The sequence below is a fragment of the Bradyrhizobium nanningense genome, assembly GCF_004114535.1.
Classification (GTDB): Bacteria; Pseudomonadota; Alphaproteobacteria; order Rhizobiales; family Xanthobacteraceae; genus Bradyrhizobium; species Bradyrhizobium nanningense.
Genome location: NZ_LBJC01000025.1, coordinates 113,954 through 138,744 on the forward strand (window position 1 = coordinate 113,954; position 24,791 = coordinate 138,744).

21 protein-coding genes are annotated in these 24,791 nt (G+C 65.6%); 8 read left to right on the forward strand and 13 right to left on the reverse strand.

Going from position 1 to position 24,791, the window contains the following annotated elements; translation table 11 throughout:
- Positions 1-153: 153 nt before the first annotated feature.
- Positions 154-1,659, forward strand: coding sequence for a glycosyltransferase family 39 protein (locus XH84_RS21330; protein WP_164936334.1), 1,506 nt, complete (start codon positions 154-156; stop codon positions 1,657-1,659).
- A 217-nt stretch (positions 1,660-1,876) separates the two neighbouring features.
- On the opposite strand, the gene XH84_RS21335 is transcribed toward XH84_RS21330, so the two are convergent.
- Both XH84_RS21335 and XH84_RS21340 read right to left on the reverse strand, forming a co-directional pair.
- Positions 1,877-2,905, reverse strand: coding sequence for a YcjF family protein (locus XH84_RS21335; RefSeq protein WP_128919966.1), 1,029 nt, complete (start codon positions 2,903-2,905; stop codon positions 1,877-1,879).
- The gene (locus XH84_RS21340; protein ID WP_128919965.1) at positions 2,902-4,371 is read right to left on the reverse strand and encodes a YcjX family GTP-binding protein; all 1,470 of its coding nucleotides are present in this window, start codon (positions 4,369-4,371) and stop codon (positions 2,902-2,904) included. The genes XH84_RS21335 and XH84_RS21340 overlap by 4 nt, the downstream gene beginning before the upstream one ends.
- 180 nt (positions 4,372-4,551) lie before the next feature.
- On the opposite strand from XH84_RS21340, the gene trhA reads away from it, so the two are divergent.
- Together trhA and XH84_RS21350 are read left to right on the forward strand one after the other, a co-directional pair.
- Positions 4,552-5,247 (forward strand): PAQR family membrane homeostasis protein TrhA, encoded by a 696-nt coding sequence (gene trhA, locus XH84_RS21345; protein ID WP_128919964.1) that lies wholly within the window; start codon positions 4,552-4,554, stop codon positions 5,245-5,247.
- Positions 5,248-5,288: 41 nt separating this feature from the next.
- A complete protein-coding gene (locus XH84_RS21350) occupies positions 5,289-6,083 on the forward strand; it encodes an SDR family oxidoreductase (protein WP_128919963.1) in 795 nt (264 codons plus the stop codon).
- 79 nt (positions 6,084-6,162) lie between these two features.
- Here the strand turns inward: XH84_RS21350 and XH84_RS21355 are convergent, their stop codons facing one another.
- On the reverse strand, positions 6,163-6,618 hold the full coding sequence (locus tag XH84_RS21355) for a MarR family winged helix-turn-helix transcriptional regulator (RefSeq protein ID WP_164936316.1): 456 nt from the start codon (positions 6,616-6,618) through the stop codon (positions 6,163-6,165).
- A gap of 75 nt (positions 6,619-6,693) precedes the next feature.
- Here XH84_RS21355 and XH84_RS21360 point away from each other — a divergent pair, with 75 nt between their 5' ends.
- A complete protein-coding gene (locus XH84_RS21360) occupies positions 6,694-7,470 on the forward strand; it encodes an SDR family NAD(P)-dependent oxidoreductase (protein ID WP_128919961.1) in 777 nt (258 codons plus the stop codon).
- Between the two features lie 123 nt (positions 7,471-7,593).
- Here the strand turns inward: XH84_RS21360 and mdlC are convergent, their stop codons facing one another.
- The 4 genes from mdlC to XH84_RS21380 all read right to left on the reverse strand — a co-directional run bounded on the left by mdlC (position 7,594) and on the right by XH84_RS21380 (position 12,512).
- Positions 7,594-9,216 (reverse strand): benzoylformate decarboxylase, encoded by a 1,623-nt coding sequence (mdlC, locus tag XH84_RS21365; protein ID WP_128919960.1) that lies wholly within the window; start codon positions 9,214-9,216, stop codon positions 7,594-7,596.
- A gap of 146 nt (positions 9,217-9,362) precedes the next feature.
- Positions 9,363-10,214 carry an HTD2 family dehydratase gene (locus XH84_RS21370; protein WP_128919959.1) on the reverse strand — a complete coding sequence of 284 codons (852 nt, stop codon included), beginning with the start codon at positions 10,212-10,214 and terminating at the stop codon, positions 9,363-9,365.
- A 15-nt stretch (positions 10,215-10,229) separates the two neighbouring features.
- Positions 10,230-11,333: a CaiB/BaiF CoA transferase family protein gene (locus tag XH84_RS21375; RefSeq protein ID WP_128919958.1), complete on the reverse strand. Its 1,104-nt coding sequence runs from the start codon at positions 11,331-11,333 to the stop codon at positions 10,230-10,232.
- 9 nt (positions 11,334-11,342) lie between these two features.
- Entirely contained in the window at positions 11,343-12,512 is a 1,170-nt protein-coding gene (locus XH84_RS21380; protein WP_128919957.1) for an acyl-CoA dehydrogenase family protein, read from the reverse strand.
- A 125-nt stretch (positions 12,513-12,637) separates the two neighbouring features.
- Between XH84_RS21380 and XH84_RS21385 the strand changes: the two genes are divergently transcribed.
- Positions 12,638-13,558, forward strand: coding sequence for a LysR substrate-binding domain-containing protein (locus tag XH84_RS21385; protein WP_128919956.1), 921 nt, complete (start codon positions 12,638-12,640; stop codon positions 13,556-13,558).
- A gap of 218 nt (positions 13,559-13,776) precedes the next feature.
- Here XH84_RS21385 and XH84_RS21390 read toward each other — a convergent pair whose 3' ends face one another.
- Together XH84_RS21390 and XH84_RS21400 are read right to left on the reverse strand one after the other, a co-directional pair.
- Entirely contained in the window at positions 13,777-15,051 is a 1,275-nt protein-coding gene (locus tag XH84_RS21390) for a cytochrome P450 (protein WP_128919955.1), read from the reverse strand.
- A gap of 175 nt (positions 15,052-15,226) precedes the next feature.
- Entirely contained in the window at positions 15,227-16,492 is a 1,266-nt protein-coding gene (locus XH84_RS21400; RefSeq protein ID WP_128919953.1) for a cytochrome P450, read from the reverse strand.
- 300 nt (positions 16,493-16,792) lie between these two features.
- Here XH84_RS21400 and XH84_RS21405 point away from each other — a divergent pair, with 300 nt between their 5' ends.
- Positions 16,793-17,938 carry a YjgN family protein gene (locus tag XH84_RS21405; protein WP_206734140.1) on the forward strand — a complete coding sequence of 382 codons (1,146 nt, stop codon included), beginning with the start codon at positions 16,793-16,795 and terminating at the stop codon, positions 17,936-17,938.
- Between the two features lie 3 nt (positions 17,939-17,941).
- On the forward strand, positions 17,942-19,054 hold the full coding sequence (locus XH84_RS21410; protein ID WP_128919951.1) for a M48 family metallopeptidase: 1,113 nt from the start codon (positions 17,942-17,944) through the stop codon (positions 19,052-19,054).
- Positions 19,055-19,061: 7 nt separating this feature from the next.
- Here XH84_RS21410 and upp read toward each other — a convergent pair whose 3' ends face one another.
- The 3 genes from upp to XH84_RS21430 form a co-directional block, all read right to left on the reverse strand.
- Positions 19,062-19,691, reverse strand: coding sequence for a uracil phosphoribosyltransferase (upp, locus tag XH84_RS21415; RefSeq protein WP_128919950.1), 630 nt, complete (start codon positions 19,689-19,691; stop codon positions 19,062-19,064).
- Between the two features lie 142 nt (positions 19,692-19,833).
- Complete coding sequence (locus XH84_RS21425; RefSeq protein WP_128919948.1) at positions 19,834-21,072, reverse strand: URC4/urg3 family protein; 1,239 nt, start codon at positions 21,070-21,072, stop codon at positions 19,834-19,836.
- Positions 21,073-21,079: 7 nt separating this feature from the next.
- Positions 21,080-22,336 carry a GTP cyclohydrolase II gene (locus XH84_RS21430; protein WP_128919947.1) on the reverse strand — a complete coding sequence of 419 codons (1,257 nt, stop codon included), beginning with the start codon at positions 22,334-22,336 and terminating at the stop codon, positions 21,080-21,082.
- Positions 22,337-22,659: 323 nt separating this feature from the next.
- Between XH84_RS21430 and XH84_RS21435 the strand changes: the two genes are divergently transcribed.
- Complete coding sequence (locus XH84_RS21435) at positions 22,660-23,784, forward strand: threonine synthase (RefSeq protein WP_128919946.1); 1,125 nt, start codon at positions 22,660-22,662, stop codon at positions 23,782-23,784.
- A gap of 85 nt (positions 23,785-23,869) precedes the next feature.
- Here the strand turns inward: XH84_RS21435 and XH84_RS21440 are convergent, their stop codons facing one another.
- A complete protein-coding gene (locus XH84_RS21440; protein ID WP_128919945.1) occupies positions 23,870-24,685 on the reverse strand; it encodes a DUF2927 domain-containing protein in 816 nt (271 codons plus the stop codon).
- Between the last annotated feature and the right edge of the window lie 106 nt (positions 24,686-24,791).

Genomic DNA, 24,791 nt, shown 5'->3' on the forward strand with positions numbered 1-24,791 from the left:
ACGACAGCGGTGTTTGCGACGCCACTCCCCGCATTGACTCCCACTTCCAGGTTGGCGAAAAGCGCGGCCGTGACGATCGCTCCCGATATCTCTGTGAAGCCCGGCGGCTCCGAACGCCGTCTCATCCCAATTGCCCTGCTCGTCATCGCCGCGATGACGCTGCTCCGCATCGTCTACGCCTCCGCGATCGAGCTGCGCACCGACGAGGCCTATTACTGGACTTGGTCCAAGGAGAGCGCGCTCAGCTTCCTCGATCATCCTCCGGCCATCGCCTGGCTGATCCGCTTCGGGACCGCGATCTTCGGCGACACGCCGCTCGGTGTGCGCCTTGGTGGCATCGTCGCGATGCTGCTGACGCAGCTGCTGCTCGCCGACATCGTCCGCCGCCTCACCCATGATGTGCGGGCGGTCGTGTTCGCGGTGCTGATGCCGGAAGCTGCGCTCTATTACGGCCTGCTGATGGCCAAGGTCGCGCCCGATGTCGCCATGATCCCGGTCGCGGTGGCAATGATGTGGTCGCTGGTGCGGCTGGCGCAGAGCAGCGACGGACGTTGGTGGCTGGCAGCCGGCCTGTTCGCCGGTCTCTCGATGCTGTCGAAATTCACCGCGATCATGTTCGCGCCGGCGGTCGCCGCCTTTCTGCTGGTGCCGGATTGGCGCTGGCGCTGGCTGCGCAGCCCCTATCCTTATCTCGCGGTGCTGGTTGCGATCCTGGTGTTCTCGCCGGTGCTGATCTGGAACGTGCAGCACGACTGGGCCTCGTTTCGCTTCCAGGGCGTGCGCGCCACCGCCAATTACGGCATCTCGCTGCGAACGCTCGGCGATTACATCGGCCTGCAATTCGGCCTGGTCGGCTTCGTCATGCTGCCAGTGGTGCTGACCGGCCTGGTGCTGACGGCATGGCGCGGCTATCGCACGCGCGAGCCGGTTGCGATCCTATTGTCGGCCGCAGTGCTGGTGCCGTTCGCCTATTTTCTCTTCAAGTCGACGACGCTCCGGGTCGGCGACACCTGGCCGATGTTCATGTGGCCGGTCGGCTTCGCGGCTGCGGCCGTGAATCTCGCGACGATGCTGAAGGAGGGTTGGTCGGCGCGCATGCTGAGATCGTCGGTGTTCTGGGCCAGGACTGCAATCGTCTCCGGCATCGCCTTCGTCGTCATCGTGTTCCTCTATTACGTCGTCGTGCCCTGGAATCTGCTCGGCAAGATCGACCCCATCGGCGCCGAGGCCGGCTATGAGCAGGTCGCCGCACGCGCGCAGGCTGCGCTCGACGAGACCGGTGCGACCTGGATCGCCACCACGGATTACCGCACCTACGCCATGATGCGCTGGCTGTTCAGGGGCCGCGTGCCCGTCATCGAGATCAACGAACGCGGCCGCTTCCAGGATTTTGCCGATCCCGGCATGGACCGGATCAAGGGCCATTCCGGCATCTATGTCGGGCGCGAGCCGGACAATCGGTCCTCGCTGTGGGAGAACATTCCGGCGAAGCGCGAACAGCTCGCCACGGTCGAACGCCGCTGGCGCGGGCTCGTGATGGATACCTACGCGATCGAAAAGCTCTCTGGCTGGACCCCGGAACTGTCGCCGCCGAAAGACTCGCCGCTGTTCCAGTGGAAGGTGCTGGCGGGGGAGTTCGAGAGGCGTATCCTCGGCTAGCGCGGCAGGCTCCTCTTTCCCTTCTCCCCTTGCGGGAGAAGGTGGCGCGAAGCGCCGGATGAGGGGTCTCTCTCCACACATTCAGTATCGTAGGGTGGGCAAAGCGAAACGTGCCCACCACTTCTGTCGAGTGCTGGTGGATCAGTGGTGGGCACGGCGCAAGTGCGCCTTCCCTGCGGCTTCTCCCTCTGCCCGCTTGCGGGGAGAGGCGAAGAAACTACCCCTCGTCGTCCTTCTTCCGCAGCAGATCCGTCGCGAGGTCCGCCAGCTTCGGCGGCGGCAGGGCTGCGAACGGGAGCGGCCTTGTGACGTCGATCGCGGCGAGGCCCAGCCGCGCCGTCAGCAAACCATTGAGCACGCCTTCGCCGAGCCGCTGCGACAGCTTCGCCGCGATGCCATGGCCGAGCATCTGCTGCACCAGGCTGTCGCTCGCGGCCATGCCGCCGGTGATGGCGAGGTGGGCGATGACGTGACGCAGCAGGCGGATCATGCCGAGCGCGCCCGGGCGGCCGCCATAGAGAAACGCGAGCTGGCGGATCAGGCGCAGTGCGGCGACGAACACGAACAGCACGTCGATCGCCGCACGCGGCGAGACTGCTGTGACGATCGAGACCTTCTGTGCGGCCGACGACACCAGGCGCCGCGCCTCTGCATCCAGCGGTGACATCAGCTCGCGCTCGGCGAGCCGGATCATGTCGGCGCCGTCGATGATCTCGCCGGTATGGCTCTCCAGCGTCGCACGGGCGCGCGCCAGTTGCGGGTTCTGGTGCGCGATCTTGAGGAGATCCTGCACGATGACGCGGCTTTCCTTGCGGTCGTCGCTGGCGAGCACGGCCGCCGCGCGTTGATGCAGCTTCTCGATGGTTGCGAGACGCGCGAGCCCGAACGCCTCGCGTCCGATCACCACGGCGAGCGCCAGCGCGGTGACGGAGGCCAAGGCAAGACCGACGAAACCGAGCGTGTCGCTGCGCGCGAACAGGTCCTCGATCAGATGGACCACGCCGAGCCCGGTGCCGAGCAGCGTGAGCCCGGCGAGCCCGGACCAGAACAGCGCACCCCAGGGAAAGCCGCGCCGCGCCGGCCGCGCAGCTTCGATCGGCACCGGCAGCGCCTGCGGATCGTGCTCCGGCGTGATCTGGATGGTGGCGCGGCCAAGCCGTGCCGTCTCGTCGGCTTCGGTAACGACGACGCCGGGATCGTCGAGCCGGAACGTCGCCGGCCGCCGTGGCTTCGATCGGTCGTTCATGCGAGCTTGTCTCCGATCAGGAACTGCAAGGCACGGTCGAGGCGGATGTGAGGCAGCGTCGGCGGCTCGGTGCCTTCGCGGTCGAGGGCGGGCGGACGGAAGCGCAGGAAGCGGAAATCGCTCGTCCCAGGGGTCTCGGTGGAGAGGCCGCGGAACGCATCACGGCCGTTGAACAGCGGCTCGGGATCCAAGGGCAGGTCGCCCGGAAAGGTCGCCACTTCCGTGTTGCCGTCGAAGAACTCGCCGCCCGCGCTTTCGCCCGCGGCCGGTGTTCCTAGGATCGACGGTAATTTGTCGCGGCCGCGCGCGACCTGCGCTTCTCGCGTGGCACGCACCGCGGCCAGCGCCACCACGTCGATGGCCGCGCCGGTGGTTTCCGCGCGTGCGACCGCACCCGAGACGGCGCGGCGCAGCACGGCCTCGAGCCTATCGTGGCTGGAATGATGCAGATGGTCCGCCTTGGTCGCCGCGAACAGGATGCGGTCGATGCGCGGCCGGAACAGGCTGGAAAACAGAGTGCTGCGGCCGATGTTGAAGCAGTCGAGAATGCCGGCGAGCGCGGCTTCGAGATCGTGCAGCGCCTCGGGCCCGGAGTTGAACGCGGACAGCGCGTCGGCCAGCACGATCTGGCGATCGAGCCGGGCAAAGTGATCTCTGAAGAACGGCCGCACCACGACGTCCTTGTAGGCCTCGTAGCGGCGCACCATCATCGCCCACAGCGATCCCTCCGGTGCCTGCCCGCCGATGGGCACGTCGAGCGGGGCAAAGGTTAGCGCCGGGGAGCCGGCGAGATTGCCGGGCATCAGGAAGCGGCCGGGCGGCAACAGGCTCATCGCGAAACGTTCGTCGCGGCAGGCGCGCAAATAATCGGTAAATAGCTTGGCGGCGGTGAGCGTTGCCTGCTCGTCCTCGCGCGCGTCGGGCTTGAGCATTGCGAGATGCGCGTGCCATTCGCCCGCAAGATGCGCCCGCGGCGCCTCGCGCGACAAGGCGAGGCTCTCGGCCGACCATTGTTCAAAACTCTTCTGCAGCAACGGCAGGTCGAGCAGCCATTCGCCGGGATAGTCCACGATGTCGAGCGTCAGCGTGCGGTCGGCGCCGTTGTGGCGCTGATAGTCGATGACGAGCCTGAGCTCGCTGATGTCGACGGTCGAATTCGGCCAGCGTCGCTCCTCGGTCAGCGCGCGCAGATGGCTCTCATAGGCAAAGCGCGGCACGGCATCGTCGGGCTGCGGCGCCAGAAGCGCCCGCGCGATCCGGCCCGAGGCATGGGCTTCGAACACCGGAAACCGGCCGCCGCGGGTGAGGCCGTGGATCAGCGCGGTGATGAACACGGTCTTGCCGGCCCGCGACAGGCCGGTAACGCCTAACCGCACCGTCGGGTTGAAGAAGTGCTCGCCATAGTCGATCAGCGCCTGCGCGGACAGCCGCGCTTCTTCGACCATATCCTGGAAACTAAATGCCATGTGAACGTTGGGGGATCTTGGGCGGGCGAAAAATGTGAGACCGATCACAAAAGTGGCAATTGCGTGAGGAAAATCAAGCTCCATACTTCCACCGCCTTTGTCGGAGAATCAGCCGATTGAACGACGCGCCGATCCCGAGACACCCATAGAAGAGGGCATTACCTCATTTTGCGGATTGCCATGACCGTCTTCCAACTGAAACAGCTTGCATCGACTTCCGTTCACGCCGCGGCCGATGCGATCGGCTGGAACTACGACCGCGCCGAGCTCATCGCCGACGGCATCGTCCACGCGATCGGCGTCCTCGCCGGCATCGTCGCGGCCACCGTGCTGGTGGTGCTGACGACGATCTATGCCGATGCGACCGACGTCGTCGGCGTCTCGATCTACGTGGCCGGCCTGCTCTCGATGCTGGTGCTGTCGGCGACTTATAATCTCTGGCCGGTGTCGCCGGCCAAATGGCTGCTGCGCCGGTTCGACCATTCCGCGATCTATCTCCTGATCGCAGCGACCTACACGCCATTCATCCTGGAGGTGAAGGACAGCGGGTTCGCGCTGGTGCTGCTCGCCGGCGTCTGGTGCGTCGCCATCTTAGGCATCGTGCTGAAGCTGTTCTACCCCGGCCGCTTCGACCGCGTCGCGGTCGGGATCTATCTTGCGATGGGCTGGAGCGGCGTGATGCTCTACGACGCCGTGGTCCAGGCGTTGCCGGCGCTGGTGCTGGGCTTCATCCTTGCCGGCGGCCTGCTCTACAGTTTTGGCGTGATCTTCCACGCCTGGCGGCGGCTGCGCTTCCAGAATGCGATCTGGCACGGCTTTGTCTTGGCCGGCGCGGCGTGCCATTATACCGCGGTGCTCGACCTCGTGTTGAGCTGAGCAAGCTTCAAGAAGCGGTATAAGCCAAGAGGAGACCTCGCATGCAGGTGACCGGCAAGGTGGTGGTCGTCACGGGCGGCGCAAACGGCATCGGCAAGGCGCTGTGCGAGGCGTTTTACAACGTGGGCGCGGCCAAGGTCGTGGTCGCGGATATGGACGCCGCCAATGCAAGAGCGGTTGCCGCCATGGTGGATGGCGCGGCCTTCAAATGCGACGTCGCGCAGGAGAAGGACATTTCGCATGTGATCGAGGAGACCGAGCGGCAGTTCGGCCCCATCGACCTATTCTGCTCCAATGCCGGCATCGGCGGCGGCTTCGATCCGATGTCGAAGAATGCCGGCGGCGCCTCCGACGAGCCGTGGCAGCGCAGCTGGGCGATCCACGTCATGGCCCATGTCTACGCGGCGCGGCATCTCGTCCCGCGCATGAAGGCGCGCGGCGGCGGCTACTTCCTCAACACCGTCTCGGCCGCGGGCCTCTTGTCGCAGGTCGGCAGCCCGGCCTATTCGACCACCAAGCACGCCGCGGTCGGCTTTGCCGAGAATCTCGCGATTTCGCACAAGGCCCACAACATCAAGGTCTCGATCCTGTGCCCGCAGGGCGTCGACACCAACATGCTGCGCTCGATCCCGAAAGGCCCGCAATCCGGCGACGGGGACCTGACGCCCGAGCAGGTGGCGAAAGACGTGCTCGCCGGCCTCGAGCAGGAGACGTTCCTGATCCTGCCGCACCCCCAGGTGCTCGGCTACATGCGCAAGAAGACTGAGAATTACGACCGCTGGATCGGCGGCATGGCCAAGATCCAGGCCAGGATGCGCGAGGAGTTCGGGAAGTAGGCTGGGGGCGACACGCTTGAGGCACGCCCGCGCCAAACACTCGCTGTCGTCCCGGCGAACGCCGGGACGACATCAATAATTAGGCGGCCGCCTCATCCCCCACACGGCTCTGCCTGAGCGCCCTTGCATAGAGCATCATGCCCTCGCGCACTTTGCGCTGCTCCGCTTCCGTCAGCGCCGCCAGCGCGCCGCAGACCTGTTGCCGGCCGAAGGCGTGCAGCGCCTCCAGCGTGCGGCGGCCCTTTGCCGTCAGCGACAGTCGCTTGCTGCGGGCATCCGTCTCGTCTGGCGTCTCGCGCAGCTCGCCGCAATCGATCAGCTTGCGCACCAGCCGGCTGACGCTGGATTTCTCCAGAAGCAGGAAATCGCCGAGCTCGCCTGAGGTCATCGGGCCGCGGATGCCGATCTCCAGGATGGTGTGCACGGCCGACGGCGGATAGTCCGAGGCCGCCACCGTCGCATCCATGAAGCCGAGCTCGCGCACCATCAGGCGCGAGGCGGCGCGAATGTCGTCGATCAGCGCGAGCTCAGCCATCTTGACTCCCGGCATATAGTTGTATCATACAACTATATGCGCAACGCGGCGCATGCAAGCGTTTTGGAGTGAGCCATGAGCGGAGCTTTGCCGACGGGGATGCGAATGCTGGGCAAGGTCTGCCTAATTACCGGTGGCGGCAGCGGCATTGGCCGCGCCACGGCGCTTCGGATGGCGTCCGAAGGCGCCGAGGCGATCCTGATTGCCGGCCGGCGCGAGGCCGAGATCGAGGCGAGCGCCGCGTCGTGCCGTGAGCTCGGCACGGACGCCATCGCGCTCCAGGCCGACATCACGCGCGAGGATGACGTCGAACGGCTGGTCCGCACGGCCGTCGAGCGCTGCGGCCGGCTCGACGTCGCCTTCAACAATGCCGGCTTCCAGGAGCGGCGGGCGCCGCTGCAAGAGCAGGGCACCGATATCTATGACAGCGTGTTCGACACCAATGTCCGCGCGCTGTTCCTGTGCCTGCGCCACCAATTGCCTGTCATGCTGGCGCAGGGGCGCGGCAGCATCGTGGTCAACGCCTCCGTCAGCGGCATGCGCAATCCCAATCCCGGCTTTTCGCTCTACTCGGCCTCCAAGGCCGCCGCGATCTCGCTGACGCGCTCAGTGGCGCTGGAGAACGCCCCGCGCGGTATCCGCGTCAACGCCGTCGCGCCCGGCCGTGTCGTTACCGACATGATGCTGCGCGCCGGCGTCGGCGATGTCGCGACGGTCAGCGCCGGCCTGCCGCTGCGGCGGATGGGGAGCCCGGAGGAGGTGGCGGAGGCGGTGGTGTGGCTGTCGTCGGATGCGTCATCCTACGTGGTTGGGCATGTGCTGGCGGCGGATGGGGGATTTCTGGCGTCGTGATGTGTTGGTCGGTCGCCCAAAACAACCGGTGTCGTCCCCGCGAACGCGGGAACCCATAACCGATACCGCGCCTTATCGACAGATCACGCGGTATGGGCCCCTGCGTTCGCAGGGGCGACAAGATCAATGCTTCTGCCCGTACAGCACCGGCACTGCCGAATCCACGACGACCTCGACGAGGCTGGTGCCTGCATGCGCCATCCCGCGCTTGAGCGCCTCGCCGAGCTCGGCGGCATTGCTCACCCGCACCGCATGGCAGCCCATGCCTTCGGCAAGCCGGACGAAATCGATTCCCGGCAGTTCCAGCCCGGGCACGTTGCGCACCTGCATCACCTGGCTGAACGAGCGCATCGCGCCGTAGCCGGAATTGTTGATGACGACGACGGTCAGCGGCAACTTGCGCTGCGCGGCGGTCCACAGCGCCTGGATCGAATACATCGCCGAACCGTCGCCGATCAGGCACACCGTGCGCTGCTTCGGCTTGCCGAGCGCCATGCCGACGGCGGCGGGCAGCGAATAACCGAGGCCGCCGCTCGCCATGGTGTAAAAACTGTCCTGGCCGGGCATCGGCAGAAACCTCTGCATCGCCGGCCGATGCGAGGGCACTTCCTCTACCAGTGACGCGGCCTCCGGCATCGCCTGCGATAGCGAATGCAGCAGGAATTCGACCGGCAGCGGGTCGGCAGCCTGCGGCGCCGGCGGCAGCGTGCGGCCCTTTGGCGCCCCGCGCTTGCTCTCCGGCAGCAGCTCGAGCAGCAGGCTCAGCGCCGGCTTCATCGTGGCGATGATGCTGGTGCCGACCGGCGTCACCGCGGCCGCATCCGCATCGTCCGTGATCTGGAAGATCGTCGCGCCACCATCAAAGATCGCGGCGTGGCCCTCGACATGGAAGGTGAACACCGGCGCGCCGACGACGACGACGAGGTCGTGCTCGCGCAGCGCGTCGGAGAGCTGCGCCGGCGATGCGTGCAGGAAGCCTGCGAATTGCGGATGCCGCTCCGGAAACGAGCAGCGCGCCGAGAACGGGCTGACCCAGACGCTGGCCTTGGCCTTCTCGGCCACGCGCACCATCAGATCCACCGCGCCGGCGCGGTCGATTCCGGGGCCAACGACGAGGGCAGGGTGCTTTGCGCTGGCGAGCGCGGCGACCAGCGCCTTCATCGCGTCAGGCTCGGGGCCGATCTCCCGGCTCACTTTCCGCGCCGCGACCGGCGCGCAGGCATGCGCCCAGTCGTCGATCGGGATCGACACGAAGGTCGGCCCGCATGGCGGCTGCATCGCGGTGTAATAGGCCCGCGCGATCGCGGCCGGCACGTCTTCGGGCCGCGCCGGCTCGATGCTGTATTTGACGTAGGGCCGCGGAAACTCGGAGGCGCGCTCGGCGTAGAGGAACGCCTGCAGCGGCAGGATCGAGCGCGCCTGCTGGCCGGCGGTGATCACCAGCGGGGTCTGGTTGCGGTGCGCGGTGTAGATGTTGCCGAGCGCGTTGCCGACACCGGCCGCCGAATGCAGATTGACGAAGCCGGCATTGCGCGTCGCTTGCGCATAACCATCGGCCATGCCGACGGCGGAAGCCTCCTGCAGCGCCAGTACGTAGTCGATGTCGTCGGGCCAGTCGGAAAGGAACGGCAGCTCGGTCGAGCCGGGATTGCCGAACACTTTTGTGATGCCGAAGGCGCGCAAGAGGTCGAGCGTCGCCTGCTTCACGGTGACGGACTTGCTGCCGGTCTTGCCGTTCTTGGCCATGGTTTCCGTCCCTTGTTGTTGACTGGCGCGCTATCAGCCCCACCGTCATTGCGAGGAGCTCTTGCGACGAAGCAATCCAGACTATCACTGCGGAGGGATTCTGGATTGCTTCGCTACGCTCGCAATGACGAGGAGGAGGCAGTCGTTCACCATACCGCCGTCCCCTTCATCGTCGGCTGTCCCTCCGCGTTCGCAGTCCACAGCTCCATGCCATCAGCGGTCTCATTGGCGTTGACCGAGAACTCGCTGCCTTCGAACAGCGGCTGCAGCCCGCGATAGGTGAACTTTTTCGGCGCCTTGCCGCCATGGAGCTTCGCCGCCATCTCGATGATCAGCGCCGCCTGCAACGGACCGTGGAAGATCAGGCCCGGATAACCCTCGACCTTGGTGACGTAGTCGCGGTCGTAATGGATGCGGTGGCCGTTGAACGTGAGTGCGGAGTAGCGGAACAGCAGCACGGGATCGGAGACATGGGTCTCGCGGTGCTGCGCCTTCGGCGGTGGAGGCGGAGCCTTGGCGCTCGCCGGCGCGCTGCTGGTCATCTCGCGATAGACGATGTCCTGCCGCTCGCGGATGGCGGTGCCGCGCGGCGAGGAGATGCTGTGCTCGACCGAGACGAAGCACAGCGTGCCGGTCGATCCCGTCTTCACCTGCACATTGGCGATGCGCGAGGTCCGTGTCGATTCATCGCCAACCTGCAGCGGCTGTAGGAACTCGATCTCGCCGCCGGCCCACATCCGGCGCGGCAGCGGCACCGGCGGCAGGAAGCCGCCGCGGGTCGGATGGCCATCAGGCCCGAGCATCGACATCGGAAACACCGGCTGCGCCAGGCACCAATGCACCGTGAACGGCGCGGCGTCCCCCTTCTTGGGCTCGCCGACCTCCTGGAACAGCGTCGCGCGCAGGCCCATCACGAGCTGCGCGGTGACGATGTCGGTCGCCTCCGTGCTGCGGCCGACCCATTGCCGCAAGTGATCGATGTCGAGCTTCTCGGTCATGACGCCTCGCTCTTGTTACGTCTTGGACTTTGGCTTTTCGCCGATCGCGGGCACGGCGCCATAGCTGCGCGTCTCGCCGACGATGATCGGCGCCGGCGCGGGATAGCTGACACGGCCGTTCGGCGTGTCCACCTCGATGCGGCGCAGATGCGGATGGTTGGTGAGGTCGGCCATGGTGTTGACCTCGGCGAAGGCGATGTCGGCGTCCGACAGCCGCTTCAAGAGCTCGTCGCGCGTCATCCTGCCGAAGCTGTCCGCGACCGTCTTGTCGGTGAAGTCGCGGTTGCGCACGCGCTCGACCATGTTGGCGACGCGCGGATCGGCCGGCAAATCCGGCTGATCGAGCACCTTCGCGCACAGCGTCTTCCACTCGCGCTCGCTCTGGATCGAGATCAAAATGTCCTTGCCGTCCTTCGAGGTGAACACGCCATAGGGCGCGATCGAGGGATGGCGCAGGCCCATGCGCTTGGGCGGATTGCCGGCCTCGGAGTTGAGCAGCGGCACGGTGCACCAGTCCGCCATCACGTCGAACATGGAGATGCGGATGTCGGCGCCCTTGCTGGTGCGCCCGCGCGCGATCAACGCCTCCAGGATCGCCGCATGCGCGGTCGCGCCGGTGGCGACGTCCACGATCGACATGCCGACGCGCGAGGCGCCATCGGGGTTGCCGGTGATCGAGGCAAGCCCGCTCTCGGCCTGGATCAGCAGATCATAAGCCTTGCGGTGCGCGTAGGGGCCTTCGTCGCCATAGCCGGTGATGGTGCAGGAGATCAGCTTGGGATAGTCCCTCAGCAGCCGCTCGCGCGAAAAGCCGAGCTTGTCCATCGAGCCCGGCTTGAGGTTCTGGATCAGCACGTCGGCGCTGGCGATCAGCTTCTCCAGCTCGGCGCGGCCTTCCTTCGTCGTGAGATCGACCACGGCGGATTGCTTGCCGCGGTTGAGCCAGACGAAATAGCTGCTCTGCCCCTTGGCCGCTGCGTCATAGCCGCGGGCGAAATCACCCTCGGGCCGTTCGATCTTGATCACCTCGGCGCCGGCATCCGCCAGCCGCGAGGAGCAGAACGGCGCCGCGACCGCCTGCTCGACCGCAATCACCCTGATCCCGTCCAGTGCTCCCATGGCCCAACCTCAGTACGAGCGGGGCATGCCGAGCACATGCTCGGCGACAAAGGACAGCACGAGGTTGGTCGAGATCGGCGCCACCTGGTAGAGCCGCGTCTCGCGGAACTTGCGCTCGACGTCGTATTCCTCGGCGAAGCCGAAGCCGCCATGGGTCTGGATGCAGGCGTTGGCCGCTTCCCATGAGGCGTCGGCGGCGAGCATCTTGGCCATGTTGGCCTCTGCGCCGCAGTCGAGCCCGGCCTCGTATTTGCGCGTGGCCTCCTTCACCATCAGCTCGGCCGCGCGCATCGAGGCGTAGGCCTTGGCGATCGGGAACTGGATGCCCTGGTTCTGGCCGATCGGCCGGCCGAACACGGTGCGGTCCTTGGCGTAGTTCGTCGCCTTGGCGATGAACCATTTGGCGTCGCCGACGCATTCGGCGGCGATCAGGATGCGCTCGGCATTCATGCCGGAGAGGATGTAGCGAAAGCCCTTGCCTTCCTCGCCGATCAGGTTCTCCGCCGGCACCTTCATGTCGGTAAAGAACACTTCGGTGGTGGCGTGGTTCATCATGGTGCGGATCGGGCGGATCTCGAGGCCGTTGTTCTTGGCCTCGCGCATATCGACGATGAACACCGAAAGGCCATCGGTGCGCTTCTTGACCTGTTCCTTCGGCGTGGTGCGCGCCAGCAGCACCATCAGGTCGGAATGCTCGGCGCGGCTGGTCCAGATCTTCTGGCCGTTGACGATGTAGCTGTCGTTGCCCTCCTTGCGCGCGAACGTCTTCAGCGAGGAGGTGTCGGTGCCGCTGGTCGGCTCGGTGACGCCGAAGGCCTGCAGGCGCAATTCGCCGCTCGCGATCTTCGGCAGATATTTCGCCTTCTGCTCGGCGTTGCCGTGCCGCAGCACGGTACCCATCGTGTACATCTGGGCATGGCAGCCGCCGCCGTTGCAGCCCGCGCGCTGGATCTCTTCCAGGATCGCCGCCGCAGCCGACAGCTTCAGGCCCGCACCGCCATATTCCTCGGGGATCAGCACGGAGAGATAGCCGGCCTGGGTCAATGCGTCGACGAAGGCCTTCGGGTAGGCCATCTCGCGATCGAGCTTGCGCCAATATTCGCCGGGAAACTGCGCGCAGAGCTTTGCGACGGCTTCGCGGATGTCGGCGTAATCTTCGGTGTGGTGTTCTTGACTCATGGCGTTTCCAGTTCTTGGCGACAGTTAAGATAACGCCGGCCAATCCTCTGGCGTTGTGAAAACAATGCCAGCCCCCTATGCTCATTTGTTATAGCGTATGAAGTAGCCTTCCAGGATTGGCAAGCATGGATTTCCGGCAGCTCAGGACCTTCAGTTGCGTGGCGGAGCTCGGCAGTCTCTCCAAGGCGTCCGACACGTTGCGGGTGGCGCAGCCGGCGCTCTCCAGGCAGATCAAGCTGCTGGAACACGAGCTGCGCACTGAACTCTTCACCCGCAACGGCCGCGGCATGGTTCTGACCGAAGCCGGTCGGCTGCTGCTGGCGCGCACCTCCGGCATCGTGCGGCAGATCGACCAGATTCGCGACGACATCCAGTCGTCCCAGGGGCCGCCGTCCGGGCAGGTCGTGCTCGGCCTCGTTCCGACGGTGAGTTGCGTGCTGTCGGCGCGCTTTGCGCGGCGCTGCGTCGAAAAGTTTCCCGGCATCTCGTTGCGCATCGTCGAGAGCTACAGCGGCCATCTGGTCGAATGGCTGCATCGCGGCGAGATGGACCTCGCCATCCTCTACGGCCGCTCCGCCGATCTGCATCTCAACGTGCAGAGCCTGGGGCGAGACAACATCGTCGCGGTCGGCCCGCGCGGCTGCGGCCTCGCACGCAAGAAGAGCATCGACGTCGGCTGGCTGCTGCGGCAGCGGCTGGTGCTGCCCAGTCATTCCCACGGTCTCCGCGCGCTGATCGAGCACGCGGCCGCCCAGCGCAAGATCAAGCTCAACGTCCAGCTCGAGGCGGACTCGTTCCGCGTGCTCACGAGCCTGGTCGAGGAGGGGCTCGGCTTCGCGCTGCTGCCGCCCTCGTCGGTCCATGGCGAGGTCGCGGAGGGGCGGCTGGAAACCAGTGTTGTCTCGAAGCCGATGACGCGCGAGCTCATTTTCGCTTCTCCGATCGACCGGCCGGTCTCGACGGCTTCGCTGGCCGTCACGGCCCTCCTGCGCGAGGAAGTCGCCGCCTGCCGCAAGGACGGCGTGTGGGACATCAAATTGAGTTAGATGTGCCGATGTCGTAGAACAGTCAGGCGCCGACTTGCCTTCGCATCTGGCGCGAGCTGTCATGCCGAAATTTTATAGCCGGGTGAGGGGCTGCGCATCTGACGCGAACATGCATCCTTGTCATTGCGAGCGCAGCGAAGCAATCCAGGAATCTTTCCGCGGCGACAGTCTGGATTGCTTCGTCGCAAGGGCTCCTCGCAATGACGGGAGGAGAGAGCTCAGGCCGGAATCCGCACCGGCAGCGACTCATAGCCCTTGATGAAGCTGGAATAGATCCGCTTGGGCTCGCCGACCACCTCGATGCGGTCGAAGCGCTTCAGCATCTCTTCCCAGATGATCCGCAGCTGCAGCTCGGCGAGGCGCATGCCGACGCAGCGGTGGATACCGAAGCCGAAGGAGAGGTGGGTGCGCGGGCGCGGGCGGTCGATGATGAACTCGTTCGGCTTGTCGAACATCTCGTCGTCGCGGTTGCCGGAGACGTACCACATCACCACGCGGTCGCCCTTGCGGATCGGCTTGCCGCCGATCTCGGTGTCTTGCAACGCGGTACGCCGCATATGCGCCAGCGGCGTCTGCCACCGGATCACCTCGGGCACCATGGAGTCGATCAGCTCCGGATTGGCGCGGAGCTTGTCGTACTGCTCGGGGTTCTCGTTCAGCGCCAGCACCGAGCCGGTCATGGTGTTGCGCGTGGTGTCGTTGCCGCCGACGATGAGCAGGATGATGTTGCCCATGAGATTGTCGGGGTCCATGTGGCGCGTGGCGTCGTTGTGCGCCATCAGCGACAGCAAATCGTTGCGCGGCGCCGAGTTGACGCGCTCGTTCCACAGCCTGGACATGTAGGCGTAGCACTCGTCCATCTCGCGGCGGCGCTCTTCGGCGCCAGCGACGATGCCGCTCTTGGGCAGGGCGGTCGAGACGTCCGACCAGCGCGTCAGCTTGCGCCGCTCCTCCCAGGGGAAGTCGAACAGGGTCGCCAGCATCTGCGTCGTCAGCTCGATCGAGACGCGCTCGACGAAATTGAAGGTCTCGTTGCGCGGCAGATTGTCCAGCACGGTCTGCGAGCGCTGCCGGATCAGCTTGGCCAGCTCGTCGAGATGCGTTGGCGTGAACATCGGCGACACCGTCTTGCGCTGTGCCGAATGCCGGGGCTGGTCCATCGCGATGAAGCTCGGCCAGTCGTAGCCTTCCGGCACGTCGCGGATCGAGATGCCGCCGAGCGTCGAGTCCGAGGAGAAGATGCCGTGGTTGGTGTCGACATGCATGATGTCGTTGTATTTCACCACCGACCAGTACGGATCGATCGGCGCGTTGGTGCAGTAATGCACCGGCTCTTCCTTGCGCAGCCGCTCGAACCAGGGCCACAGCGTGTCGTCCTGGAACAGCCGGGGCGCGCCGGGGTGGAATTGCGACAACGGCGTCGCATAGGCCTCCTCGCGCGCCTTTCGCATGCGTTCGGCCTTGTCCACCTTGACCGGCGCTTGGATGTTCATCGTCGTGGCTCCAGTTGGTTGTCCGACCTCTCCCGCTTGCGGGAGAGGTCGGCGCGTAGCGCCGGGTGAGGGTTTTCTCCTCTAGGGGATTGTCCCGTTGCGGAGATACCCTCTCCCCAACCCTCTCCCGCAAGCGGGAGAGGGGGCGCAGCATTGTCGTGGCATAGTTCGCAATTCACGCCGCAATCTTGACCGGCAGCTCTTCCAGACCCTTCACGAAGCTCGAATACACCCGCTTAGGTTCGCCGACCACGTCGATATGGTCGAACCGCCTAAGGATCTCTTCCCAGATAATCTTGAGCTGGAGTTCGGCAAGCCTGAGGCCCACACAACGGTGGATGCCGAAGCCGAAGGAGAGGTGCGTGCGCGGGCGGGCGCGGTCGATGATGAAATCGTAGGGCTTCTCGATCACCTCTTCGTCGCGGTTGCCCGAGACGTACCACATCACGACCTTGTCACCTTTCTTGATCTGCTTGCCGCGGAACTCGAAGTCGGAGAGCGCGGTGCGGCGCATATGCGCCAGCGGCGTCTGCCAGCGGATCACCTCGGGCACGAAACTGTCGAGCAGTGCGGGATTCTCGCGCAGCTTGCGATATTGCTCCGGGTGCTGGCTCAGCGCGAGAAGCGAGCCGGACATGGTGTTGCGCGTGGTGTCGTTGCCTCCGACGATCAGAAGGATGAGATTGCCGAGGAAGTTCTTCGCATCCATGTCGCGCGTCGCGGCGCCATGCGCCATCATCGACAGCAGATCGCTCTTCGGCGGTTGTTCGCTGCGCTCCTTCCACAGCCGGGAGAAGTAGGCCGCGCATTCCGTCAGCTCGGCCATCCGCTCGTCCTCGGTGGCAACGAGCCCGTCGGGGCCGGGAATCGTGGTGGCGATGTCTGACCAGCGCGTCAGCTTGCGGCGGTCCTCCCAGGGAAAGTCGAACAGCACCGCCAGCATCTGGGTGGTGAGCTCGATCGAGACGCGGTCGACCCAGTCGAACACCTCGCCGCGGGGCAGATTGTCCAGGCACTCGGCCGAGCGCTTGCGGATGTTGAGCGCGAGATTGTCCAGGTGCGTCGGCGTGAACATCGGCGCCACGGTCTTGCGCTGCGCCGCATGACGCGGCGGGTCCATCGAGATGAAGCTCTCGCGGCGCAGGTCCGGATCGATGTCGCGAATGGTGATGCCGCCGAGCGAGGAGGCCGAGGAGAACACCGAATGGTTGGTCTCGATCTCCATGATGTCGTTGTAGCGCGTCACCGACCAGTACGGCCCGAACATCGAGTCCTTGCAATAATGCACGGGGTCGTCCCGGCGCAGCCGATCGAAATACGGCCAGAACGTATCGGTCCTGAACAATTCGGGATCGCCCGGATCGAACTGCTCCAGCGGCAGTGAATTGGCGCGCTCGCGAAGTGCGTCGAGCTTGGCCGCACTCTCGATGGTCCCATGCATGACCGTTCTCCCTGGCACGAACCGCGCGTTCTCGTTGAATTCTGCGCTGCGGTATTTGATTTGCAATTACAGCCGGTTGTCAGCGCCGGAGCAAGGGAGAGTTTTGCCACATCCAGCTTTGCGGGAGGGCTACGGGACCTTCCTTAGCGTGATCCCCCGCACGCCGCCCGTCGCCATATCTTGTCAGAAATCGACTGGAATTGAGGTAAATCGAACCCGGCCGTGTTGGGGATCGACCAAACTCTGATCTATAGTTTGATTGCAACAGGCCAACATCCCGAGGTTGCCGCCGTGAACGACATGCAATGGACCCCCATCGGCTCCGAGCCTATTCCGCCGCCGCTGCCGCCCGCGTGCGTCGACTTTTCCGGCAACCGCTCCGAGTTCCGAAAAATGGTCACCAAAGGTGCCATGCTGGAGCTCGTTACCTTCGGCTTCTACCGGTTCTGGCTCGTCACCGACATTCGCCGTCATCTATGGGCACTCACCGCGATCGATGGCGATGCCGCCGAATATACCGGGCGGGCCAAGGAGCTTCTGGTCGGCTTCCTGTTCGCGCTCGCGATCCTGATGCCCATCTACCTCGCCTACTTCCTGATCGGCATCGAGTTCGAGCGCTGGCAGGGCTTTGCTTCGACGCCGCTGTTCATCGGCTTCTACGCCTTCGGTCAGTTCGCGATTTTTCGCGCGCGGCGCTATCGGCTGACGCGCACGGTCTGGCGCGGCGTGCGCTTCTGGATGGACGGCTCCGGCTGGGCCTATTCGTTTCGCGCCATGGCGTGGGGCTTGCTCGTATTCCTGACGCTCGGCCTGGCGCTGCCGTGGCGCGAGGCCGCGCTCGAACGCTACAAGATGCAGCACAGCCATTACGGCGATCTGCGCGGCGATTTCGAAGGCGACGGCTGGACCTTCTTCAAGCGCGCCTGGTGGCTGTGGCTGCTCAGCCCGATCGCGCTCTTCATTTTCCCGCTCGCGCCGTTCTTCTATGCCGAGTTCAAAGCGCGCCAATGGCGCTGGTGGCTCGACGGCATCCGCATTGGCGACGTCAGCCTGTCCTCGAACCTGCCTCATGACGCCTTCTACGGTCTGTACTGGAAGGTGATCGGCTGGTGGCTGCTGCTTTCGACAGCTTTCGGCTTTTATATCGGCGGCGCCACTATGCTTGCCGTCAAGTTGGGCGGCGTTCCGGCGGAGGAGATGTTCACCCCCGGCAACACCTCGAAGAGCATCCCGATACTGGTGATGATGGTGATCGGCTATTTCGCCGTGGCACTTGCGGTCAACATCATCATGCGCATCTATCTCCAACGCGATCTCTGGGCCAAGGTGCTGGAAACTGTCGAGGTGCACAACATCGGGGCTGCGGCGGATGTGCGTGGCGGCGGCCAGATTGCCAGCGCGCTCGGCGAAGGTTTTGCCGACGGGCTCGATGTCGCGGGATTCTGAGCTGTGAGTGATATATTTGCCGAGGCGCCGGCGCAGTCCACGAAGCCAACCATCTTCTACGACGGCACGTCGAGCCGCCGGCGGCAGGTGACGTTGGCGTTCGGTGATGCGCTCGAGATCGCCGAGGAGGGCGCAGCGCCGGTTCGCTGGGCTTATGCCGACATCCGCCGCGCCGACAGTCCGCCCGGGATCTTGCGTTTGGCTTGCACCACCGCGCCGCCATTGGCGCGGCTGGAGATCCGCGACGCGGCGCTTGCCGCAGACGTGACCGCCCGCTGCCTGCGGCTCGACGAACACCGGACCTCGCGTCGGGGCGTCGCAAAGATCGTCGGCTGGTCGGTGGCGGCGGCCGTCTCCATCGTCTGCGTCGTGATGTTCGGCGTGCCGCTCGCCGCCGACCGTCTCGCGCCACTGGTGCCGAAGCCTGTCGAACGGCGCATCGGCGACGCCGCCGAAGTGCAGATGAAAACCATCTTCGGCCGCAATGGGTGCGAAGATCCCGCGGGCAAGGCCGCCTTCACCAAGCTCGTCAACCGCCTGCGCGATGCCGCCGGCCTCGACGACGATTCCATGACGGCGGGCGTGCTGCCGACCCCGGTGCCGAATGCGTTCGCGCTGCCCGGCGGCAAGGTCTACGTGCTCAAGGGGCTGCTCGACAAGGCCGACAGCCCCGACGAGCTTGCCGGCATCCTCTCCCACGAGCTCGGCCATCTCAAGCATTACGACAACATGCGCGGCCTGATCTACAACGGCGGCACCTCGTTCCTGATCGGCCTCTTGTTCGGCGACGTCACCGGCTCGAGCGCGGTGATCTTCGCCTCGCGCAGTCTGGTCGAAGCCTCCTATTCGCGCGAGGCGGAGACCGCCGCCGATACGTTCGCGATCGAGATCATGCACAAGCTCGGACGCTCGCCGAAGCCCGCGGCCGAATTGATGTTCCGCATCACCGGCAAGGAAGGCGGCTCCACGCTCACGACGATCCTCGCCAGCCACCCGCTGACCGAGGACCGCCTCGCCCGCATGACCAGAGAAGATCGCCCCGCCTCCGGCCCGCCGCTGCTGACGGACAAGGAGTGGCAGTCATTGAAGCTGATCTGCGGCAGCGGGAAGGTGTGAGTCTTTGCTATCTCGTTCCGTATGCGCGGTCGCCGGCATCGCCAAGGCCTGGCAGGATGAAGCCGTTCTCGTCGAGGCCTTCGTCGACCGCAGCCGTCCAGATCGGCACGTCAGGATGAAATCCGCGCAGCCGTTCTAACCCTTCCGGGGCTGCGATCAGGCAGGCGAGGCGGATGTCCCTGGCGCCGCGCTCCTTCAGGCGGTCGATGGCTGCGACGGCCGTGTTGGCGGTGGCGACCACCGGCGTCACCACGATGGCGAGGCGCTCGCTGAGATCGGACGGCGATTTGAAGAAGTACTCGACCGCGGCAAAGCTGTGAGGCTCGCGGTAGAGCCCGATATGTGCGACGCGCGCGGTCGGCACCAGGTCCATCATGCCGTCGACGAAGGTCGTGCCGGCCCGCAGCATCGGCACGAACACCAGCTTCTTGCCGGCGATCTTGGCCGAATGCATCGTCGCCAGCGGCGTCTCAATGACGGTATCGGCGAGCGGCAAATCGCGCGTGACCTCGTAGCACAAGAGCATGCCGATCTCCTTGATCAGCTCCCTGAATGATTTTGTAGAGATGGATTTGTCCCGCACCAGGGTCAGCTTGTGCTGCACCAGCGGATGATCGACGATCGTGACGCCTTCCATGATTCAAATCTCCCGAAATTTAAATTTATCGAGTCGTCATTGCGAGCGGAGCGAAGCAATCCAGAATCTTTCCATGGAGGGGCTCTGGATTGCTTCGCTGCGCTCGCAATGACGCGCGTGATCGCAAGTCTCTGTCCATGCTCTAGAAAACCGTACCGTCGCTGATCACCTTGAGCGGCGGTGAACCGTCTGGGCGCCGCGCAAAGGCAATGGCGCGGCCGGCGGCCCAGGTGCCGCCTTCCAAGATGCTGGCGAGCGGCAAGGTCTCAGGCGTGCGGCCGAGCTTGGCACGAACCCGTTCGGCAAGCAGGTCCAGCAGTGCCACCGTCAGCGCGCGCCATTCCACGACGAGCAGCGAATCCACCGCATGTGCGCGCTCGGCGTCCGCGGGATCGCGCAGGCGCAGCACCTCGTGATCGACGAACAGGCCGCCATTGCGGTATTCGGCCAGCCCGGTCAGGCCGTCGATGTCGGTGACTTCGAGCCCGGCGCGCTGCAGCGGCTCGATCAGCGAATAGCTCAGCCATTGCGATAGCTTGTGCAGCGGCACGAGGCCCGCGGTCGCGTCGTCCGTCTTGAGCGCCGGGTGACGCCAGCAATCGCCGAGCGGAATGCCGGCAAGCTCGAGCCGCGACGGCCAGATCGGTCCGAGCTGGTTCAGAACGGCCGACAGGATCGCGGGCGCAGCAACGGCGCCGCCGTTCGCCTGCGCCGCGATGTGATCGAACAGGCCGCCAGGTCGTGGCGTGTCGCGCAGGCCGAACACCGCCGCGCGCTCCGCGACCAGCCGGCCGAGACGCTGGAGCAGATCGGTGCGTCCCTCGAGGCCGAGCAGCTGATTGGCTTCGCTCACCTGAAAGGCGGAGGTGAGGGAGGCGAGCGGCAGCTTTGCCAGCACGTCCGCATCGGCCCTGAACGGCGTGCGCGCGTCGCCCGAGAACAGGCCGCCCGCGAACATGTCGAGGCTCGCGATCGCCAGCCCCTCGGACCTGCCGATGCTTTCGCCGCTGGCCCCGTCGCGATATCGCCACGCCGCACCCGCGCCGGCATCGAGCAATACGCTGACGATGGCAAGGTCGAACTCCGCCCGCGCCCGTGCCGCGCGATCCGGCCACGAGGCCACCTTCGCAAGGTCCGTCCAGCGGTCGACGCCGCCGATCACGAAATGCCGCCAGCGCGCATGGAAGGGAATCTCCAGCGTCGGATAGGCTTGTCGCGTGACCGCGAGCACGGCCTCCGCGGCGCCATCCATGCGGTCGAGATCAATCGTGAGGTGGCTCAAGCCGCCGGCAAGGCCGATCTCGAGCATCCGCCCGGCCCGTGCGCGCACCGCCTGTGCGGTGAGCAGCGAGCGGGCCTGTCGTTCCAAAGCCTCGGCCATCGCGGGATCAGTATTTTTCCAGCGAGCGGCCGACGACGCCATCGACGTCCTTCTCGGGCGCGATGTCGGTCGAGTAATAGCCGGCCGCCTTCTTCGCGGCGATCTCGACATAGGCGTCGGCCGGGATCAGCTCCGGCGGGATCGGAACGCGCTCGACGATGTCGATTCCCTGAGAGGTCAGCGCGTCGTATTTCATGTCGCTCATCGACAGGAAACGGTCGATGCGCTTCAGACCGAGCCAGTGGATCGTATCCGGCATGAGCTGCTGGAAGCGCGCGTCCTGCACGCCGGCGACGCATTCGGTGCGCTCGAAATAGGCGGCGGCCGCATCGCCGTCCTCCTGGCGCTTGCGTGCGTTGTAGACCAGGAATTTGGTGACCTCGCCGAGCGCGCGGCCTTCTTTCCGGTTGTAGACGACGAGCCCGAGCCCGCCCTCCTGCGCGCCGCGCGCGGATTCCTCGATGCCGTGGATCAGATAGGGACGGCAGGTGCAGATATCGGAGCCGAACACGTCGGAACCGTTGCATTCGTCATGCACGCGGCAGGTGATCTTGGTGCGATGGTCCGGCAGTTTCGTCACATCGCCGAACATGTAGACGGTGGTGCCGCCGATCGGCGGCAGGAACACCTTCATGTCCGGCCGCGTCACGAGCTCCGGGAACATGCCGGCAGTCTGCTCGAACAGCGTGCGCCGCAGCTCGGTCTCGCCGGTGCCGAAGCGTATCGCAAGGCCGGGCAGGTACCAGACCGGATCGATCGCGATCTTCACCACGGAAACGCTGCCATTGGAGTGCACGACCTCGCCGTCGGCGCGCAGCCGTTTTGCGGCGAGCGCTTCGCGGATCTCCGGCAGGTCCAGCCGCGCCCGCGTCACCGCGATGCTTGGGCGGATGTCGGCGCCCTCGGCGATCTCCTGGCGAAAGTTCTCGGCAACGAGATGCCCCCAGGGATCGAGCGCGACGATCTTGGTGGGATCGCTCCATTGCGGGAACGGGCCGATGGTCGCCGCCGGAAACGTGTTGGTGAGGTCGGGCCTGCGGATCGGATCGAGCGCGCCGGCGGACACCGCGAGCGCACGGTACATCGCGTAGGAGCCGCCATGGCTGCCGATCACGTTGCGATCCCCGGCGCGCGACACCGTGCCGATGACCGGCCCGCGGGCGCGCGCCTCGGTGGCGCCCCAGTGGATCGGAAAGGCGGAGGTCCGGCCCGGCTCCGGATGCGAGGTGAGGCGGATGTGGTCGGTACGGTTGGCGCGGCTCATGTCCAGGCTCCCAAAAAGCCAACGGCCCGCCGCTCGGACGGGCCTGGCTCGCTTGCGGCACCGCTTCGGAACACAGGCGACGCAAACTCAATCCAACATATTGTAGCGCCCGTCAGCGACAGACAAGTTAATCGTACCAGGCGGGCCGGAGGCGCGCTTCCGCCCTCGTCCGGTCGGCGAATGGCGCTGCCGTGCACTCTATATCTATGGAATCTCTCGTATTTTTTAAAGGGGCGGGCGCCGCACCGCGGCCCGAACAGGTGACTGGATAAAACCTGCCTATTCGGACATATGACCGGATCGGCTCTGCCCCGGAGACCCCCATGCCCGCCAGCTACATCGACCCCCGCAACGGACAGCTCTACCCGCTCGACCAGCCGCGCTGGTGCTCGGATGAGCGCACGCCGCTGTTGGTGACGCCGGGGGCGGGGATCTCGCGTGACGATATCGACAGAAGCAGGCGCTCGCTCTGGCGCTACCGGGCGGCGCTGCCGGTCAGAATCGCAAACCCGATCACGCTCGGCGAAGGCTGCACGCCGCTGATCCAGCAGAATTGGGGCGAGCTGCGCCCGCTGTTCAAGCTCGAATGGTTCAACCCGACCGGCAGCTTCAAGGATCGCGGCTCCGCCGTGATGCTGTCCTTCCTGCGCCAGATCGGCATCTCGGCCATTCTCGAAGATTCCTCCGGCAATGGCGGCTCGTCGATGGCGGGGCTCGGTGCTGCCGGCGGCATGCGCGTGAGGATTCTCGCGCCGGCCTCGACCTCGCCGGCCAAGATCGCGCAGGTGCGCGCCTATGGCGCGGCGGTGCAGCTTGTCGAGGGCCCGCGCGAGGAATCCGAGGCCGAGGCCATCCGCCAGTCGAGCCAGACGTTCTATGCCAGCCACAATTGGCAGCCGTTCTTCCTCGAAGGCACCAAGTCGCTCGCCTACGAGATCTGGGAGGACCTCGGCTTCCGCGCGCCCGACAACGTCATCGTTCCCGTCGGCGCCGGCAGCAGCCTGCTCGGCTGCGCCTTCGGCTTCCGCGAGCTCAAGAAGGCCGGCCAGATCGCAAAGCTGCCGCGGCTGTTCGCGGCGCAGCCACTCAATTGCTCGCCGATCGATGCGAGTTTTCAGGCCGGCGTCGACACGCCTGTCGCCCGCGAGGTGAGCAAGACCGTCGCCGAGGGCACCGCCATCAAGCATCCGCTGCGCCTGCGCGAGATCATCGGCGCGTTGCGCGAAAGCGGCGGCGGCACCGTCGCGCTGACCGAGGAGGAGATCGTCGCCGCGCTCCGCCGTCTCGCGCGCCAGGGCCTGTTCGCCGAACCGACCAGCGCCAGCGCGGCCGCGGCACTGGACAAGCTTTCCGCGACCGGTGCGATCAAGGCAAACGAGACCACGGTCGCCGTCCTCACCGGTACGGGGTTGAAGGCCGCGACGATTGTAGCCGATCTGGTGGGGTAGGGCCGGCGGTTGAAGCAACGTGCGTAAATATATCACCGTCACCCTGAGGCGCCCCATCGCTCGCACCTCAGGATGACGGAACACCTCACTCCTTCAAATCATTCACCTGCTTCACCCACGCCCGCACATCCGCGAGCACTTGCGGCAGCACCGCCTTGACCTCGGCGACGGTCATGCCTGCCTTGATGCGGGGATCGTACAGCAGATTGAGGATGTACTGGTCGTAGACGTCGAAATAGCCCATCGAGACGTTGTCGTTGAACATGGTCCAGGGCACGCTCGTGGTGTCGTTGATGGGCCCAAGCGATTGCAAGAGCTCCTCATAGGCGCAGTCGAGGAAGACGAAATCGCCGTTGTCGACGGTGAGGATGACGTCGGAATGCTCGATCTCGAAATTGTCGTTCTTGCGGAAGCCGGACAGGCATTGCGGGTCGAGCGAGGTGCGGATCTCGCGCGCCTTCTCCGCGCCGTAGAAGCCCGAGATGGTGCGGAACAGATCGCGGTCGCGCACCAGCTTCACCCGCACATTCGCCGCTTCGTTGGTGTCGGTCATGGCGATGTCGAGGTGCTGCACGCGCTTGCCGATGTCGGCCACGACCTTTGCCAGCTGCACCTTGCGATCGGCGCGGTCGCTCTCGGCGTAGACGCGCACCGGTCCGTCGAACTTGCGGATGCGGTCGACGCGGCCGGCGAGGTGGTATTCGGCGCCGAACGCCGTCTTCAGGAAGCCGTCGACGATCTCGCCGTCGGTAAAGCTCTTCTTCTCGGCGCGCTGGCGCGAGGCGATCGCGGGCAATTCGCCCGCAATGGCCGAGGGCGCGATGTCGGGCGCGCAGGTGAGCGCCGCGAACGCCAGCAGGGCGGAGCGAAGGGCAGCCGAGGACGGATTCAATGCGCTCATCGTCGTGCGACGCTGCCGTATTCACGTCGCGCGCACAAGAGCGCAAGATCACGCGTCCCGCGGTTCCCGGCGTTGTCTGTAGCAAGAGAGTGACAGACTAAGCCGC

Excerpts from the sequence above, each read along its gene's own strand:
- trhA (WP_128919964.1), top strand. The coding sequence starts at position 4,552 with ATGACCGTCTTCCAACTGAAACAGCTTGCATCGACTTCCGTTCACGCC.
- XH84_RS21405 (WP_206734140.1), top strand. The coding sequence starts at position 16,793 with ATGCAATGGACCCCCATCGGCTCCGAGCCTATTCCGCCGCCGCTGCCG.
- XH84_RS21340 (WP_128919965.1), bottom strand. The coding sequence starts at position 4,371 with ATGGCATTTAGTTTCCAGGATATGGTCGAAGAAGCGCGGCTGTCCGCG.
- XH84_RS21370 (WP_128919959.1), bottom strand. The coding sequence starts at position 10,214 with ATGACCGAGAAGCTCGACATCGATCACTTGCGGCAATGGGTCGGCCGC.
- XH84_RS21350 (WP_128919963.1), top strand. The coding sequence starts at position 5,289 with ATGCAGGTGACCGGCAAGGTGGTGGTCGTCACGGGCGGCGCAAACGGC.
- XH84_RS21425 (WP_128919948.1), bottom strand. The coding sequence starts at position 21,072 with ATGGCCGAGGCTTTGGAACGACAGGCCCGCTCGCTGCTCACCGCACAG.
- XH84_RS21380 (WP_128919957.1), bottom strand. The coding sequence starts at position 12,512 with ATGAGTCAAGAACACCACACCGAAGATTACGCCGACATCCGCGAAGCC.
- XH84_RS21335 (WP_128919966.1), bottom strand. The coding sequence starts at position 2,905 with ATGAACGACCGATCGAAGCCACGGCGGCCGGCGACGTTCCGGCTCGAC.
- XH84_RS21385 (WP_128919956.1), top strand. The coding sequence starts at position 12,638 with ATGGATTTCCGGCAGCTCAGGACCTTCAGTTGCGTGGCGGAGCTCGGC.
- XH84_RS21390 (WP_128919955.1), bottom strand. The coding sequence starts at position 15,051 with ATGAACATCCAAGCGCCGGTCAAGGTGGACAAGGCCGAACGCATGCGA.
- upp (WP_128919950.1), bottom strand. The coding sequence starts at position 19,691 with ATGGAAGGCGTCACGATCGTCGATCATCCGCTGGTGCAGCACAAGCTG.
- XH84_RS21330 (WP_164936334.1), top strand. The coding sequence starts at position 154 with ATGACGCTGCTCCGCATCGTCTACGCCTCCGCGATCGAGCTGCGCACC.
- XH84_RS21375 (WP_128919958.1), bottom strand. The coding sequence starts at position 11,333 with ATGGGAGCACTGGACGGGATCAGGGTGATTGCGGTCGAGCAGGCGGTC.
- XH84_RS21355 (WP_164936316.1), bottom strand. The coding sequence starts at position 6,618 with ATGGCTGAGCTCGCGCTGATCGACGACATTCGCGCCGCCTCGCGCCTG.
- XH84_RS21440 (WP_128919945.1), bottom strand. The coding sequence starts at position 24,685 with ATGAGCGCATTGAATCCGTCCTCGGCTGCCCTTCGCTCCGCCCTGCTG.
- XH84_RS21435 (WP_128919946.1), top strand. The coding sequence starts at position 22,660 with ATGCCCGCCAGCTACATCGACCCCCGCAACGGACAGCTCTACCCGCTC.
- XH84_RS21400 (WP_128919953.1), bottom strand. The coding sequence starts at position 16,492 with ATGCATGGGACCATCGAGAGTGCGGCCAAGCTCGACGCACTTCGCGAG.
- XH84_RS21430 (WP_128919947.1), bottom strand. The coding sequence starts at position 22,336 with ATGAGCCGCGCCAACCGTACCGACCACATCCGCCTCACCTCGCATCCG.
- XH84_RS21360 (WP_128919961.1), top strand. The coding sequence starts at position 6,694 with ATGAGCGGAGCTTTGCCGACGGGGATGCGAATGCTGGGCAAGGTCTGC.
- mdlC (WP_128919960.1), bottom strand. The coding sequence starts at position 9,216 with ATGGCCAAGAACGGCAAGACCGGCAGCAAGTCCGTCACCGTGAAGCAG.